The sequence below is a fragment of the Pseudoalteromonas sp. S4492 genome (genome assembly GCF_005886115.1).
GTDB lineage: Bacteria > Pseudomonadota > Gammaproteobacteria > Enterobacterales > Alteromonadaceae > Pseudoalteromonas > Pseudoalteromonas gelatinilytica.
In genome coordinates, this window is the sequence record NZ_PNCP01000044.1 from 1 (window position 1) to 15,343 (window position 15,343).

Genomic DNA, 15,343 nt, shown 5'->3' on the forward strand with positions numbered 1-15,343 from the left:
TCTCTGCTACGTTGTTCAGCGTCTTTCGTTGCTGCCCGCCGTGTCAGTGGGGTCGCATTATAGGGAGATGGATTTTTTACGCAAGCACTTTTTTCAATAAAATTTAAAAAAACGTACTGTTCGCTCAGCTTTTGAACTAAACACCCTAAAACTGGCTGTTTAGCAGTCAATTTAGCTCTGTTTTGGTGTATTTATTTGCTTCGCTGTTACACTAGACTGAGCGCATTTTTAAATTAAAAGGTGAATTTATGACTATCCGTTCTTATAAAGGGATCACTCCGACATACGATAATAGTGTTTATATTGATGAGTCATCGGTTTTAGTCGGTGATATTACGCTTGGTAAAGATTCAAGTGTATGGCCTCTTGTTGCTGCGCGAGGTGATGTTAACTATATACGTATTGGTGAACGTACAAACATTCAAGACGGCAGTGTTTTACATTTAACCCGAGCTTCTAAGTCAAACCCCGATGGTTACCCTCTTATTATTGGTGATGACGTCACTGTCGGTCATAAAGTTATGTTACACGGCTGTCAACTTGGTAATCGTATACTTGTTGGGATGGGTGCGATTGTGATGGACAACGCAATTGTTGAAGATGATGTGATCATTGGTGGTGGTTCATTAGTACCACCTAACAAGCGTTTAGAGTCTGGTTACCTTTATGTCGGTAGCCCTGTTAAACAGGCTCGCCCTTTAACAGAGCAAGAGCGCGCCTTTTTAAAAGTCTCTGCTGATAATTATGTTCAGCTTAAAGATGAATACTTAGCTGAGGGCTAAAACACCTCGGTTAATTCGATTTGTCCTGCCGAGTTATACTGCTCATCTTCAATCAGTTGCTCGGCGAGTTCTTCGTAATCGAAACGATAAGATTCAAAGTAATTAACCGCACTGCTTTGATCAGCAAAATCATATTTGCTGGTATCAATAACACACTCCACCATCAAGCCACTTACTTGGGCAAAAAACACCAACTGCTTTTCTTCTGGCTTAAATTCGAGTCTGTCTATAAATTGGATAGCTTGATTCACGCAATTTCTCCTGCTTTAAGCGCGCTAACAACGGGAATGATTTCTGGCATTTTATTGCGCCATACAAAATAAGCTTGCGCTGCTTGACCAACTAGCATGCCACAACCATCAAGTGTTAAACATGTTGGGTTAATCAACTTTACCCAACTGATAAATGCGGTATCGTCATTTGCGTAAAACATATCGTAAGCGCACTGACACTTAGCAACGTGCTCTTCAGCTATACCAGGCAGGTCTCCCGTTACGCTACTTGAGGTTGAATTAATTACCACATCATAGTTGTTTGCTGGGATATCATTTAAAGCAAAGCCCTGCACATCAATTTCACCATTAAAATGACTTGCTAGCGCCTTTGCTTTTTCGGCGGTACGGTTGGCTATTGTTAAACTTTCGATTTGCTCATTCAATAATGGCTGAATGACGCCTCGCGCCGCACCACCGGCGCCAATAAGAAGTACTCGCAGCCCTTTTAAGGTGACATTATTGGCTAAAAGATCTTTAACAAGCCCTACACCATCGGTGTTATCCCCCAGTAGGCTACCATCTTCGAGTTGTTTAATCGTGTTTACTGCTCCGGCTATTTTCGCTTGCTCTGTAAGTTCATCGACCATGGCAAATGCTTGCTCTTTAAATGGCAAGGTGACATTAGCCCCTTTACCACCCGCAGCGAAAAACTCAGCGACAGTTTTTTCAAATGCATCTGTTGGTGCTAAAATGGCGCTGTATTGTATTTGCTCGTTTAATGATGCAGCAAATTGTGCGTGTATTGCGGGTGATTTCGAATGTTTTATTGGATTTCCAAAAACCGCATATTTGTCCATAGTGAAGCAACCTCTTCGCCCTGTAGAGCTTTATTAATATTATGATTAAACGACTTTTTTCTAAATCGAAACCAACGCCTGAAACGCCTACCCCAGAAAAAACACCTTACGAAATTATTGGCGGTGAAGCAGGAGCTCGAGCAATTGCAAATCGATTTTACGACATAATGGCCACAGATGAATACGCCAAACCATTATATGATATGCATCCTCAGCCTTTAGATAGAATTCGCCAAGTATTCTTTGAGTTTTTATCTGGCTGGCTGGGCGGCCCTGACCTATTCGTTGAAAAATATGGTCACCCAATGCTAAGAAAGCGTCACATGCCTTTCCCTATTGATCAAGACCTACGTGACCAATGGATGCATTGTATGAATAAAACGCTTGATATCGAGATTGATAACCCACTCCTGCGTGAAGGGTTAAGACAATCGTTATCGCAACTCGCCAGCCATATGATCAATCAAAACTAACGAAGCTTTGCGCTATATCAATGTACGCTTTTTCTAAATAAAGATAATAAATTTTCCTTAATTTAGAAAAAGCGTCGTCAAATGAAGTCTATCCAATTTAAAATTTATGCCTTGTTGGCTCTGACAGGCGTATTGGTGCTGTTTGCCAGTATATTCAGCAGCGCCCAGCAGCAGCATGAATTAGCGCAAGATACCGTTGAAAGTAACATAAAACTGCTTGCCGATAATTATTTTGACTCTATTAATACCATGATGCTAACTGGCACCATGGCTAATCGCGAAATTCTGAGTACTAAATTAAGAAGCCATCCTAATATTGCAGATGCTCATATCATTCGTAGTCCAATCGTTAATAAAATTTATGGGCCAGGAAATGCCAACCAAGTTGCGACTAACGATGCTGAGCGAAAAGCACTAACAGGCACTGAAGCACTATTTATTGATAATCAAAATAGTACGATGACTTATCTTAAGCCTATGTTTGCTCGCAGTGACTATAAAGGAACAAACTGCTTAGGCTGCCATCAAGCACAAGAAGGCGATGTGTTAGGTGTAGTGAAAATTAGTTATTCGTTGGCTGATATTGAGCAAGAAGTATCGCAAAACACCTTAATGAACACGCTACTACTAACGGCTATTTTCATTACTGCATTTTCACTACTGGCTGTGATGTTTAGAAAAATATTCATCAAACGCTTAAAAGTCATTAGCCATACTATGCACTTGGCAACCACCAATAAAGATTTAAGCCTCACGATAGACGACAATAATAATGACGAGCTTAGCTCTCTCGCCACCAGCTTTAATCACATGATAGGCGCGTTTAAAGATAATATTGCCCAAGTCTCCCATTCTTCTAAGGTATTGATCCACTCTGCCGAAAGCATTTATGCCTCAGCGGATGCCACCGAGCAAGCGATTTTAAAGCAAAAGCAAGGGACAGATTCGGTCGCTGCCGCTATCAACGAATTAGAAAGCTCATCAAGCGAAGTTAAAAACACCACCCATTTTGCGTCTGAGAAATCTGAGCATAGTAATCAACTTGCGCAGCAAAGCTTACATGTTGCTGAGCACACTGAGCAAAGTATTAATCAACTTGCGGCAGATGTTAGAGCAGCAGCTGAGCAAGTAAGTCAACTACAAACGCAAACGTTAGACGTTGGCAAAGTACTCGAGGTGATCAGTAGCATTGCCGAGCAAACTAACTTACTTGCACTTAATGCTGCGATTGAGGCAGCTCGTGCTGGTGAAGCTGGCCGAGGTTTTGCTGTGGTAGCCGATGAAGTACGTACTTTAGCAACACGCACCCATGACTCAACCGACGAAATTCGCCGCACTATCGATAAACTACAAGCTGAAGCTGCACAAACCGTTAATACGATGAATAACTCTTGTGAAGAAGCAGACGAAAGAGCAGTTCAAGTTAAGCAAGTTGCTAAAGCTCTGCGTGATATTTCTTCACAAATGAGCGAAATAAACCAACTTAACGTGCAAATCGCTGATGCCACCGAACAGCAAAACCTCGCGGCTGAAGAAATTAATCAAAGCGTTATAGCAATTAGTGACAATGCCGAGCACTCATTGGTTGATGCCCATGAAAACCAAAAAGTCAGTGAAGAGCTGTTGTCGTTAGCTCGTTCACTGGATGAGCAAGTAAGACGCTTTAAATTAAGCTAAATTGCGCGCTTTTCGTGCAACTGCTAGAGTTGTTATATGCATTTCATAGTAAATAAGGATGTTTAAATGAAATTTATAACAACTCTTTTAGTCTGCATTGGAATTATTGCGGCGTTACTATTTACCTATCAGTACAGCGTGAATGATACTGCTGATCAACTAAGCACGATTGATCAATATATTTATCAGGATGATATTCAACAGATTGCTCAATCTCTTATCAGTCAAGATAAAACCTCGCAGAGCGATAAACATGAACAAAGCATTGTTGATGGTTTTGATAAGCTTATTCAGCACCCTGAATATTTTGAGGTGAAACTTGATTTCTATGCCTGTGATATTAGTCAATGCTTAACTCAGGTTAGTGCCCCCATTGATACACCATCTGATAAGTTAGAGATATTAAAAGCAGAAGTGCTATTTAGTGTCTTGGCAGAGCTGCCTAACAGTGACAGTGTCGCCACCCTCGTTGAGGGTGACAACACAATGTTGATTAGAGTGGTTTCAATACTTGATTAAAGCTGCCACTGGCGTGCAACTAAATCTGATTCTTTGCTGTTTAACCAATCTTGCGGACGTAAATAGTACTGATACAGCTTAGCTTCTGGGCTATCTGCAGCAGGTACATAGTTATACTCCCAACGTGCTAATGGTGGCATCGACATTAAAATTGACTCAGTACGTCCGCCGGTTTGTAAGCCAAATAATGTGCCACGGTCCCAAACAAGATTAAACTCAACATAACGACCACGACGATACAGTTGGAAATCGCGTTGCTGTTCGGTTGTCGGCGTGTCTTTACGGCGCTCAATAATAGGAAGGTAAGCATCTAAATAGCCATTTCCTACCGCCTGCATAAAGGCAAAGCTTTGTTCAAAGCCGAGCTCATTTAAATCATCAAAGAATAAGCCACCAACACCACGCGTTTCACCACGGTGTTTTAAATAAAAGTATTCATCACACCAGTTTTTATATTTGTCGTATACCGCTACACCGAATGGCTGACACAGATCGCTTGCCACTTGATGCCAATGTTGTACATCTTCAAAAACAGGGTAGTAAGGTGTTAAATCAAAACCACCGCCAAACCACCAAATTGGCTCTTCACCTTCTTTTTCGGCAATGAAGAAACGCACATTGGCGTGACTCGTTGGAATATGTGGATTATTCGGATGGATCACTAATGACACACCACATGCATGAAAACTACGACCTGCGAGCTCAGGGCGGTGCGCTGTTGCAGATGCTGGCATTGAAGCGCCAAATACATGCGAGTAATTTACCCCACCCTGTTCGATGACATTACCACCTTGGATAACACGCGTACGTCCACCACCGCCTTCTGCACGTTGCCAATTATCTTCAACAAATTTTGCTTTGCCATCGGCACTTTCAAGGCCCTGACAAATTGTATCTTGTAAGGCCATTAAATAGGCTTTAACTTGTTCGAGTAGCTCGCTTTGCATGTTTATCCTCTAAATACTTTGCCGGTCGCAGCGTCTTTGATCACACTTGGTTGACTGTTGCCACCCAGCGGCTCATCAACATAAAAATCTACCGTATCAGCAAATTCGCTTTTTGCTTGAGCGATAGTCATTACCGTTTCTTGACCGGTTAAGTTTGCACTTGTTGAAACCAACGGTTTACCAAATTGCTGACACAGGGCTTTTACTGTTGGGTGATCAGTTACACGCACAGCAATAGTATCAAACTGACCCGTTAACCACTTTGGCGTTTCTTTTGCTGCTGGCATCACCCAAGTGATAGCACCTGGCCATTGTGAGAAGATATCAGCACGTTTATCCATGGGGATTTTGGCATCATCTACATACTTTAATAACTGGCCATAATTGTCAGCAATTAAAATTAAGCCTTTTTCTACAGGGCGTTGTTTGATGGCTAAAAGCTTTTCAACCGCAGCTTGGTTATCAGGATCGCAACCAAGACCAAAAACAGCTTCGGTTGGGTAAACAATCACACCGCCTTGCTGCAAAGCGTCAATTGCATTGGCTGGTTGTGCAACAGGATCAGACAAAGAAACTCTCCTAAATAAACAAATTACAAGTGCATTAAGATTCGACTAACTTATGCATACACGACTTCTGCGGGCATTGTAACACAACACCTGAGGCAGTTTTCTTTTCGGTCATAATTGGCCACTGACAGGCAGGACACTCGGTCGCCACAGGTTTATGATTAAGCGTATATTTACAGCGCGGATAGCCATCACAAGAATAAAAGGTTTTGCCAAACTTATTACTACGCGCAACCAGCTGGCCTTTTTTGCATTTCGGGCAAGCAGGTAATTGGGGGGCATCGTCAGGTTCTTCATCATGTGCAATATAGTGGCACTCGGGATAGCCAGTACACCCAATAAACATGCCGTAGCGGCCATTTTTAATTACCAATGGCTTGCCACACTCTGGGCAGGCACTGTCTTCGAGCACCTTTATTTGTTGGCTATCATGATGAGCTAATGGGCGGATGTAATCACACTTAGGGTAACTGGCACAGCCTAAAAACGGCCCTGACTTTGAGTTGCGCATAACCAATTCAGAACCGCATTTAGGGCAAACCTCATACTCTTTTTCGAGTGCATGTTTATCTGCAGAAAAAAGAGAATGGTCGATTTTACTCATAAGATTCCTGTGGGGTTGGCTAATTTTCGCCTAATATACCCAAACTCAACAAAGATACAAGCAAAGTCGAATTAATGTAATACATCGGCTGGCTCGTCAAATATTAAGTCTTCCATTTGTGCGTAAGCTTGCTCTGACCCGGGTACATTAAATAACACCATAAGCACCACCCACTTTAGATCTTCCAAAGAAATAAATGGTTTATCAAGAGCGCAAAGTCTATCTATCACCATTTCGCGGGTTACAGTGTTAATCACACCAATTTGCTCGATAAACATTAAAAAGCCGCGACACTCTACACTTAACATTTGGCATTCACTATCAGTGTAAATACGCATGGCATGTTGTGGTTGGGCATTAAGGTACGGGTAGATATCGCTTTGTTGTAAGTCAGCAAGTTGCTCTAGCCAATCAAGGGCTTTGTAGATTTCAGGTTTATTGAAGCCAGCACGAACTAACTCATCGGTAAGTTCGTTCTCTTCAGTAAAGATTTCAGCTTCACTATGGATATAGTTTTCAAAAAGATACATGAGGATGTCAAACATGTTTATGTCCTCCAAGTCTTATATAACCATCTAGTACTCGTTCGATTTTATCTGCGAGCTCTAGGTCGAGTAACCGAGCTTGTACTTCGTCTACAGGTAATTGGCTGCGCTGTGTAATTTGGTCAACACTTGTTACCTCATACCCTATACTTTTGAACACTGGGCAGTCGGGTTCATCTGCTATAGGCTGTTCTATACTATATAGACTGTTTTCACAGAAAAAGCTCACTTCATCAAGAATATCACTAATATTTTCTGTCAATTTAGCGCCTTGCTTAATTAAAAAATGACTTGCCTCTGAAAGTGAGCTTTTTATCGAACCCGGCACAGCAAACACGTCTTTATTTTGCTCAAGTGCATAGCGTACGGTAACCAAAGAACCGCTTTTAATTTGCGCTTCGACAATCAACACACCTAATGATAATCCAGAGATAATACGGTTTCGGCGCGGAAAATTAGCGGCATTAGCAGCGGTGCCAGGCAAGAACTCTGAAACCAATAAGCCCCGCTCTGCAACTTGTTTAATGAGCAAACTATGGCGTTTGGGATAAGCAATATCGATACCCGTACCTAGTACGGCAATGGTCTTGCCTGATCCGGCTAATGCGCCTTTATGGGCTGCGCCATCAATTCCCATAGCCATACCCGATGTGACTGTCATGCCTACAACAGATAATTGATGAGCAAATTCAGCGGCTATTTCAAGACCTGTAGGAGTGGCATTACGACTACCGACAATTGCTATTTGTGGTGACAGTAATAGCTCTGTGTTACCTAAACAAAACAATAAAATAGGTGCGCTGGCTATTTGCTTAAGTAAGGGCGGATAGTTGCTATCAAAATAACTAATAACTTTGATTTTAAGTCTTGCTATCTGCTTTTGGTAGTGGGCGACTAATTGCCAGTCGGTATTAACTAAGTTGTCGGCTTGGCTTTGTGATAAGCCCAGCTGCTGAAGCTCTATACTAGATAGCTTAAATAGCTCGTCCAGTGGCTGTTTTTGACTTAATGCAATAAGGCTCTTTATCCCAAGCCCTTTACATAAATAAAAGGCAAGCCAATGGGATAGCTTGCCTGAAACTTGTGTCATGCTCCCTCCTTAGAGCGCCCAAATTGTGAGTTAGTTTATAACTGCATAATCTCCAACTCGGATCGGGTGCTGATTCTTCACAATCAATGCATAGCTAACGTTGTCATATACCTTAAACACCATTAACTCACCGACTTTTTCCTTTGGCATGTGCCATACATTACTGTCTTCATCGCTTTCAATTCCTAACACATCATTTGCATCAGTCATAAACTTCTCAAGACTGTTAGAATCTTCGCGATAACGAGGACCATTTCGGCCGTCATACACTTCAGGTGATTGACGCTGAATATCGAGTACAAAACCCGGTTTCACTTGGTCTGAACCTAAGTTTAGTACAACAATATCCATGGTACTAAATTCACGCATTTCATTAGCTGACGCGATAATAGTGCCATCTAAAGCCGTTTCAGGGCGTTTCATAGTGAAATAGGCTGGCAACATTTGCCCTTCCATCGCAGGCATTAAAAAGTCATGCGGCTTAATTTCTTGTTTTACCAGCTCAACTTTCACTGAGGCAGGCACGCCATTTGCCACATCACCGCTTCTAAATGAACGAACAATCGCTACTAATTCAGCTTTATTCGCCAGTACTTCATTGGTATTTGGATCGACAAGGTCGTTTCCTTTACGGTACACGCCATAAGCCTCGTTAAGTGTTAAATCACCTTTAACGTAAAGCGTATGACCCATAGTATTCATTTTGGTATTAACACTGGCACCGAGAATATACGGCTTTTCTGCAATAATATCGGCGCTAATCGCTTGTTCATAACTCAAATATGGACGTAACAATTCCAAAGGCAACGTCGGCACAGCCTGCTTACCTTTTGGTGTAATTCGCCCTTCAGGAGAGAGTTTTTTATAACGCGCATTTTTAACTAAACGAGGATTTCCGTCTTTATCGTAAATTAAAGTGAGCGCATCACCCGGGTATATTAAATGCGGATTCGCAATTTGTGGGTTCATCTGCCACAAATCAGGCCATTGCCAAGGTTCGTCAAGATATACGCCCGAGATATCCCAAAGCGTGTCGCCTTTTTTGACAACGTATTGTTTTGGTGCATCTTTTTTTATTGTTAAAACATCAGCAGCTACCGGAAAAGCACTGCTAATGGCTAACAAAGCCGCAACTAGTGGGTATCTCATTTGGCTTCCTTGAGTTGTTTTTAGATTATTATCGACCAAAACCTGTTAAAGGTGAACACGAATGGCTAAAATAAGAGCATACAATACCCTAAATGAATCACAAGTGTAAAAGGTAACTATGGCTAGGTTAGAAGTTTTAAGATTTCCGGATGAGCGTTTACGTACAATCGCGAAAGAAGTACCAGAAGTAAACGATGACGTTCGTCAAATCGTCAAAGACATGCTTGAAACTATGTATGACGAAAACGGTATCGGCTTAGCAGCGACGCAAGTAGATATCCACCAGCGAATTGTGGTGATCGACGTATCTGAAGAGCGCGACCAACCGTTAGTATTAATCAACCCAGAAATCACCAAAAAAGATGGCTCAACGGTGAGTGAAGAAGGCTGTTTATCTGTTCCTTACTCATACGCAAAAGTTGACCGCGCAGAAACTGTCACGGTTAAAGCGCTTAATGAAAATGGTGAAGAATTCAGCCTAGACGCTGACGAGCTATTAGCAATTTGTATTCAGCATGAGCTTGATCACCTTAAAGGCACCCTATTTATTGATTATCTATCGCCTTTAAAGCGCCAACGTATCCGTAAAAAGCTTGAGAAAGAAGCAAAGCTGGCTGCTAAATAATTAGTTAATCAATAGGAATATCTGTGACACAACCATTACGCATTATTTTTGCTGGTACGCCGGACTTCGCTGCGCGCCATTTACAAGCACTGATTGACTCAGAGCACGACGTTGTTGGTGTATATAGCCAACCAGACCGCCCAGCGGGCCGCGGTAAAAAGCTAAAAGCCAGTGAAGTTAAAGAACTTGCACTTGCTCATGACTTACCAGTTTATCAACCGCAATCACTAAAATCAGATGACGCACTTGCAGAGCTTACCAGCTTGAACGCCGATATTATGATTGTGGTGGCGTACGGCTTACTGTTACCAAAAGCAATTTTAGATGCACCGCGCTTAGGCTGCTTAAACGTGCATGGCTCAATTTTACCGCGCTGGCGTGGTGCTGCACCGATCCAACGTGCTATTTGGGCTGGTGACAATGAGACCGGTGTAACAATAATGCAAATGGATGAAGGTTTAGATACCGGCGATATGCTGCATATCAGCCGTTGCCCGATTGATAGCACAGAAACCAGTAGCTCTTTATACGATAAGCTAGCTGCATTGGGTCCTGATGCACTGATCAATACTATCAATCGTCTTGCTGCAGGTGAAATCACCCCAGAAAAGCAAGATGATGCACTGGCAAATTACGCTAAAAAGCTATCAAAAGACGAAGCAAACATTGATTGGTCAATGGATGCTGCGCAAATTGAGCGTAATATCCGCGCTTTTAATCCATGGCCTGTTTGCTTTACTGAAATGGCAGGACAAACGGTAAAAATTTGGCAAGCAGAGGTTGTATCGCAAACTGCACAAGCCGGTAAAATCATTGCTGCTGATAAGCAAGGTATTACCGTTGGCTGTGGGCAAGATGCACTTAAAATCACCCTTCTTCAACCACAAGGTAAAAAACCAATGGCAGTGAGTGACTTTTTAAATGGTCGCAGTGATTGGGTTGAACCTGGCTCAGTATTAGGTCAAAGCAATGAGTAATGTAAGAGCACTTGCTGCTGAAACCCTTTACAACGTGGTCGATAAAGGCGCGTCGTTGAATCAAGAGCTGCCTTTTGCAAGCCAAGGATTATCGCCGAAAGATAAAGCCTTACTACAACAAATTTGCTACGGTGTGCTGCGCTATTTACCTAGCCTAGAAAATTATTGCCAGCAACTTTTAGATCAACCACTAAAAGGCAAACGCCGTATTTTCCAGTTTTTATTGTATGTGGGTATTTACCAACTTCAGCATATGCGTGTACCGCCTCATGCAGCAATCAGCGAAACAGTTAATGCGCTTCAGCAAATGCGTGCACTGGGTTTAAAAGGCCTGATCAACGCGATTTTACGCAGTTTCCAACGTGAACAAGCTGAGCTTGAAGAAAAAGCAAAGCAAATTCCTGTTTGCAAATTTAACCACCCAGGTTGGTTTATCAAACAAATTACTGCAGCTTATCCTGGTAACTGGCAAGAAATTCTTGAAGCGAATCAGCTACAAGCACCTATGTGGTTACGTGTAAACCAAGCGCAATACAGCACCCAAGAATACAGCGAAATGCTTAAAGCAAATGATATTGAGCATACCCTTAATGCTGATTTTCCTGATGGTATTAAACTAGCTAAACCGTGTGATGTATACGCATTACCAGAATTTGATACCGGTGCCTGCTCAGTTCAAGATGCAGCGGCACAATTAGCAGCACGCTTTTTAGATCCTCAAAATGATGATGTCATTTTAGATGCGTGTGCAGCGCCAGGTGGTAAAACGTGCCATATCCTAGAGCTTGCCGATGCCGACGTATTAGCACTTGATAGCGACAGCGAGCGCCTAGAACGTGTTAAACAAAACTTAGTGCGTATTGGTTTAGCTGCCGATTTACAATGTGCCGATGCTTCACAACCTCATATCTGGTGGGATGAGCAGCAATTCGACCGTATCTTGCTTGATGTGCCTTGTTCAGCTACTGGCGTGATCCGTCGTCACCCTGACATTAAATGGTTACGTCGTGCATCTGATATTGAAGATCTGGCTAATTTACAAGGCGATATCCTAAATAGCATCTGGCCTCTACTTAAGCCAGGTGGTACGTTAGTTTATGCGACCTGCTCTGTATTACCGCAAGAGAACCAGCAACAAGTTGCCAAGTTTCTTGCCAATAATCCAAGTGCTGAACACATACCTTTGCATGAAAACGACACCCCTACGTTACCTGGTCTGCAATTACTACCTGGTGAAAGTGACGGTTTCTATTATGCAAAGCTAGTTAAAAAACACTAATAAGAACAAGCTATGAAAATAATCATACTCGGTGCCGGACAAGTTGGTGGCACACTGGCAGAAAACCTCGTAGGTGAGCAAAATGAGATCACCGTTGTCGATATCGACGGTAACCGTTTGCGAGAGCTACAAGATAAGTACGACTTACAAGGTGTTACTGGCCACAGTGCGCATCCAGATGTATTGCGTCGCGCAGGCGCAGAAGACGCCGATATGATTATTGCCGTAACCAGTTCAGATGAAGTGAACATGGTTGCTTGCCAAGTAGCTTATAGTATTTTTAACACGCCAACTAAAATTGCCCGTATTCGCTCAGAACAATACTTAAAGTACCGTGAAAAGTTATTTCATAACGATGACTTACCTGTTGACCACTACATAGCTCCAGAAGCGCTGGTAACTAAGTATATTCGTCGCTTAATCGACTATCCGGGTGCTTTACAGGTATTACAATTTGCCGATGGTATGTTATCGCTGGTTGCGGTGAAAGCCTATTACGGTGGTTTGCTGGTGGGTTATGCGCTTTCAGCCTTGAAAGAGCACATCCCGAATGTCGAAACCCGGGTAGCGGCTATTTATCGTCAAGGTAAAGCGATTAAACCGCTTGGCACAACCGTTATCGAAGCGGACGATGAAGTGTTCTTTATCGCTGCAACAAAGCATATTCGAGCAGTCATGAATGAGCTGCAAAAGCTCGAACGTTCATACAAAAAGATCATGATTGCGGGTGGTGGTAATATCGGTGCAGGCCTTGCGCGTTCACTTGAGAAAAACCACAGCGTTAAGCTGCTTGAGCGCAATAAAGAGCGCGCAGCACAGCTCTCTGAAATGCTTGATAACACGGTTGTGTTTTGTGGCGATGCCTCAGATCAAGAGCTGTTATCTGAAGAACATATTGAACAAGTGGATGTATTCATCGCAGTGACTAACGACGATGAAGCAAACATTATGTCTGCGATGCTGGCAAAGCGTATGGGCGCACAAAAAACCATGGTGCTTATTCAGCGTGGCGCTTATGTTGACCTAGTACAAGGCGGTGAAATTGATATTGCTATTTCACCTCAGCAAGCCACTATCTCGGCGCTGCTAACACACGTACGTCGTGGTGACATTGTTAACGTTTATTCATTACGTAAGGGCGCAGCAGAAGCCATTGAGGCTGTCGCTCACGGTGATGAGCATACTTCTAAAGTTGTTGGCCGAGCTATTGCTGATATTAAGCTACCAGCTGGAACAACCATTGGTGCAATTGTGCGTAACGATGATGTACTGATTGCCCATGACGATACCATTATTCAGTCGGGTGACCATGTCATCATGTTCTTGATTGATAAAAAGCATATTACGGTTGTAGAAAAACTATTCCAAGTAAGTGCTATCTTCTTGTAAACGAAAAAAGCAGCCATGACAGCTGCTTTACGACTCTTGAAGTGAAAGTACCTAACTTTTCTAAAAGATTCTATTGAATTTGAGCGAATTCTTCTTTTGAAAGTTCGCCATTACCATCGCTATCTAGCTCTGGAAATAACTTTTCAAGCTGCATATTTGCAGACGCTTCTTCTTTACTGATCACACCATCACCGTCGGTATCGAACGTTGCAAAGCTTACGCCTTGTGCAAAGGATGCTGATGATGTTGCTAGTGCTAAAATTGCAATTGTTGTGCTTAACTGTTTCATAATAACTACCTCAAAATTTGAAAAGAGTGAAATCCGTTTCTGAGATCCCTGTTTAGTGGAAATTGGTATAACTACGTACTAACTCAGTTATTCGGCTTCAGAAAACTCTGCTTCAGTAAGGACGCCGTCACCATTCACGTCTAATGTTTTAAACTGCGACATAATTTTTGCGTCAACGGCTGCTTCACTTTTGCTAACCACGCCGTTACCGTCTACGTCTAAGGTGTCAAAATCAGTTGCGGCAAAAGCTGCTGAAGAAGATGCAAGTGCGATTAAAGCTAATGTTTTATTTACTGTTTTCATAATCATATTCCTTCAATTTTAAGAGTGTTAGCTGATCACACTTCCAATGTTGTCCTTTGTCATGGATTCCCTTATCCATTTAGGCTGTCTTTGGCAGCTCAGAACTAATCAGCTAAATAAACTGGTTTTGCTTAATCACATTAAGCTTTTGAAAATTCTTGTTTCGATAACTCACCGTTACCGTCAGTGTCTAATTCACTGAATTTGCTCATAAGCTCTGCATCTACCGATGCTTCGCTTTGGCTGATAACACCATTGCCATCAACATCTAAGGTATCGAAATCACTCATCGCAAATGCTGCTGATGAAGATACTAGGGCCATAAGTGCTAGTGTTTTATTTACTGTGTTCATAATGTCATTCCTTCAAAGTGTGTTGTCTTGAGTTAGAAGTCCTTTTCAGTGTGTCCTTACAATGAAATTAAGCTTTTGAGTACTCTTGTTTAGACAGCTCACCGTTGCCGTCTGTATCAAGCTCTTTGAATTGGCTCATTAACGTTTCGCTTACTGATGCTTCGCTTTTGCTGATTGCGCCATCGCCATTAACATCCAATGTGTCAAAGTCAGCGGCAAACGCTGCAGATGAAGTTGCAAGAGCTACAAGTGCTAAAGTTTTGTGTAACGTTTTCATAATCACTATTCCTTCAATGTTGTCTCAACTGTGATAAAGGATATGTTCCTGAATCAGTTTTTCTCTGTGTTCGCTAAGACTATTTCAACTTCGATGCCAAAGTTAAAAATAACAACAAAATCACATAGTTGAGTTGAAGAATCGATATTTTCAGGAAAATAGCCCGATTTATTTGTTGCTGTTTTGCAACAAGCTCAATGGTTGGTTTTACGCTTCTTTTAAAATCAATGACTTATGAAGTATAAAATGGAGACAATAGTGATTTATTTGGATTAAAAAACAGAGAAATTAGGAATTTGAAAATAAACTCTATCTGAACAACAAAACTTAAAGAAAAAAATCGAAATTAATTTAACAAATAAGATATTGATTTAATTGGTTATTTTGGTTTTCTTATAAATTAATTTTGATATCTATAGGTTTA

At 41.9% G+C, this 15,343-nt stretch carries 20 protein-coding genes; 8 read left to right on the plus strand and 12 right to left on the minus strand.

From position 1 onward, the window contains the following. Positions 1–248 precede the first annotated feature (248 nt). Complete coding sequence (locus tag CWC28_RS14920; RefSeq protein ID WP_063701482.1) at positions 249–782, plus strand: gamma carbonic anhydrase family protein; 534 nt, start codon at positions 249–251, stop codon at positions 780–782. Here the strand turns inward: CWC28_RS14920 and CWC28_RS14925 are convergent. Next, positions 779–1,033: a DUF1488 family protein gene (locus CWC28_RS14925; RefSeq protein ID WP_054563787.1), complete on the minus strand. Its 255-nt coding sequence runs from the start codon at positions 1,031–1,033 to the stop codon at positions 779–781. The two genes, CWC28_RS14920 and CWC28_RS14925, sit on opposite strands and share 4 nt — an antisense overlap. Further along, positions 1,030–1,854 carry a shikimate dehydrogenase gene (aroE, locus tag CWC28_RS14930; RefSeq protein WP_063701479.1) on the minus strand — a complete coding sequence of 275 codons (825 nt, stop codon included), beginning with the start codon at positions 1,852–1,854 and terminating at the stop codon, positions 1,030–1,032. The genes CWC28_RS14925 and aroE overlap by 4 nt, the downstream gene beginning before the upstream one ends. 41 nt (positions 1,855–1,895) lie before the next feature. Here aroE and CWC28_RS14935 point away from each other — a divergent pair, with 41 nt between their 5' ends. The 3 genes from CWC28_RS14935 (at position 1,896) to CWC28_RS14945 (ending at position 4,523) form a co-directional block, all read left to right on the plus strand. Continuing rightward, positions 1,896–2,327: a group II truncated hemoglobin gene (locus CWC28_RS14935; protein ID WP_054554758.1), complete on the plus strand. Its 432-nt coding sequence runs from the start codon at positions 1,896–1,898 to the stop codon at positions 2,325–2,327. Between the two features lie 81 nt (positions 2,328–2,408). Further along, entirely contained in the window at positions 2,409–4,004 is a 1,596-nt protein-coding gene (locus tag CWC28_RS14940; RefSeq protein ID WP_063701478.1) for a methyl-accepting chemotaxis protein, read from the plus strand. Positions 4,005–4,070: 66 nt separating this feature from the next. Further along, positions 4,071–4,523, plus strand: a complete 453-nt coding sequence (locus CWC28_RS14945) for a hypothetical protein (protein ID WP_063701476.1) — start codon at positions 4,071–4,073, stop codon at positions 4,521–4,523. Here the strand turns inward: CWC28_RS14945 and hemF are convergent. The 6 genes from hemF to CWC28_RS14975 all read right to left on the minus strand — a co-directional run bounded on the left by hemF (position 4,520) and on the right by CWC28_RS14975 (position 9,427). Further along, complete coding sequence (gene hemF / locus CWC28_RS14950; protein ID WP_063701475.1) at positions 4,520–5,470, minus strand: oxygen-dependent coproporphyrinogen oxidase; 951 nt, start codon at positions 5,468–5,470, stop codon at positions 4,520–4,522. The two genes, CWC28_RS14945 and hemF, sit on opposite strands and share 4 nt — an antisense overlap. A gap of 2 nt (positions 5,471–5,472) precedes the next feature. Beyond that, complete coding sequence (gene tsaC, locus CWC28_RS14955; protein WP_062564610.1) at positions 5,473–6,039, minus strand: L-threonylcarbamoyladenylate synthase type 1 TsaC; 567 nt, start codon at positions 6,037–6,039, stop codon at positions 5,473–5,475. A gap of 34 nt (positions 6,040–6,073) precedes the next feature. Beyond that, the gene (locus CWC28_RS14960) at positions 6,074–6,643 is read right to left on the minus strand and encodes a DNA topoisomerase family protein (RefSeq protein WP_063701474.1); all 570 of its coding nucleotides are present in this window, start codon (positions 6,641–6,643) and stop codon (positions 6,074–6,076) included. A gap of 71 nt (positions 6,644–6,714) precedes the next feature. After that, entirely contained in the window at positions 6,715–7,188 is a 474-nt protein-coding gene (locus CWC28_RS14965) for a DUF494 family protein (protein WP_054563780.1), read from the minus strand. Then, complete coding sequence (gene dprA, locus CWC28_RS14970; protein WP_063701473.1) at positions 7,181–8,278, minus strand: DNA-processing protein DprA; 1,098 nt, start codon at positions 8,276–8,278, stop codon at positions 7,181–7,183. Before dprA ends, CWC28_RS14965 begins: the two co-directional genes overlap by 8 nt. 30 nt (positions 8,279–8,308) lie before the next feature. Next, on the minus strand, positions 8,309–9,427 hold the full coding sequence (locus tag CWC28_RS14975) for a LysM peptidoglycan-binding domain-containing protein (protein WP_063701472.1): 1,119 nt from the start codon (positions 9,425–9,427) through the stop codon (positions 8,309–8,311). Positions 9,428–9,545: 118 nt separating this feature from the next. Here CWC28_RS14975 and def point away from each other — a divergent pair, with 118 nt between their 5' ends. Genes def through trkA form a run of 4 tightly spaced genes read left to right on the plus strand, consistent with a single transcriptional unit; the run spans position 9,546 to position 13,697 of the window. Then, positions 9,546–10,052 (plus strand): peptide deformylase, encoded by a 507-nt coding sequence (gene def / locus CWC28_RS14980; RefSeq protein ID WP_063701470.1) that lies wholly within the window; start codon positions 9,546–9,548, stop codon positions 10,050–10,052. Positions 10,053–10,075: 23 nt separating this feature from the next. After that, positions 10,076–11,029, plus strand: a complete 954-nt coding sequence (fmt, locus tag CWC28_RS14985; protein WP_063701468.1) for a methionyl-tRNA formyltransferase — start codon at positions 10,076–10,078, stop codon at positions 11,027–11,029. Next, on the plus strand, positions 11,022–12,308 hold the full coding sequence (gene rsmB / locus CWC28_RS14990) for a 16S rRNA (cytosine(967)-C(5))-methyltransferase RsmB (protein ID WP_063701466.1): 1,287 nt from the start codon (positions 11,022–11,024) through the stop codon (positions 12,306–12,308). Before fmt ends, rsmB begins: the two co-directional genes overlap by 8 nt. A 12-nt stretch (positions 12,309–12,320) precedes the next feature. Beyond that, positions 12,321–13,697: a Trk system potassium transporter TrkA gene (gene trkA, locus CWC28_RS14995; protein WP_063701464.1), complete on the plus strand. Its 1,377-nt coding sequence runs from the start codon at positions 12,321–12,323 to the stop codon at positions 13,695–13,697. Positions 13,698–13,767: 70 nt separating this feature from the next. Here trkA and CWC28_RS15000 read toward each other — a convergent pair whose 3' ends face one another. The 4 genes from CWC28_RS15000 to CWC28_RS15015 form a co-directional block, all read right to left on the minus strand. Next, a complete protein-coding gene (locus tag CWC28_RS15000) occupies positions 13,768–13,986 on the minus strand; it encodes an EF-hand domain-containing protein (RefSeq protein ID WP_063701462.1) in 219 nt (72 codons plus the stop codon). Between the two features lie 87 nt (positions 13,987–14,073). Beyond that, a complete protein-coding gene (locus CWC28_RS15005) occupies positions 14,074–14,289 on the minus strand; it encodes an EF-hand domain-containing protein (protein ID WP_055022185.1) in 216 nt (71 codons plus the stop codon). A 140-nt stretch (positions 14,290–14,429) separates the two neighbouring features. Continuing rightward, complete coding sequence (locus tag CWC28_RS15010; protein WP_054554776.1) at positions 14,430–14,642, minus strand: EF-hand domain-containing protein; 213 nt, start codon at positions 14,640–14,642, stop codon at positions 14,430–14,432. Between the two features lie 67 nt (positions 14,643–14,709). Beyond that, on the minus strand, positions 14,710–14,919 hold the full coding sequence (locus CWC28_RS15015; RefSeq protein ID WP_054563772.1) for an EF-hand domain-containing protein: 210 nt from the start codon (positions 14,917–14,919) through the stop codon (positions 14,710–14,712). Between the last annotated feature and the right edge of the window lie 424 nt (positions 14,920–15,343).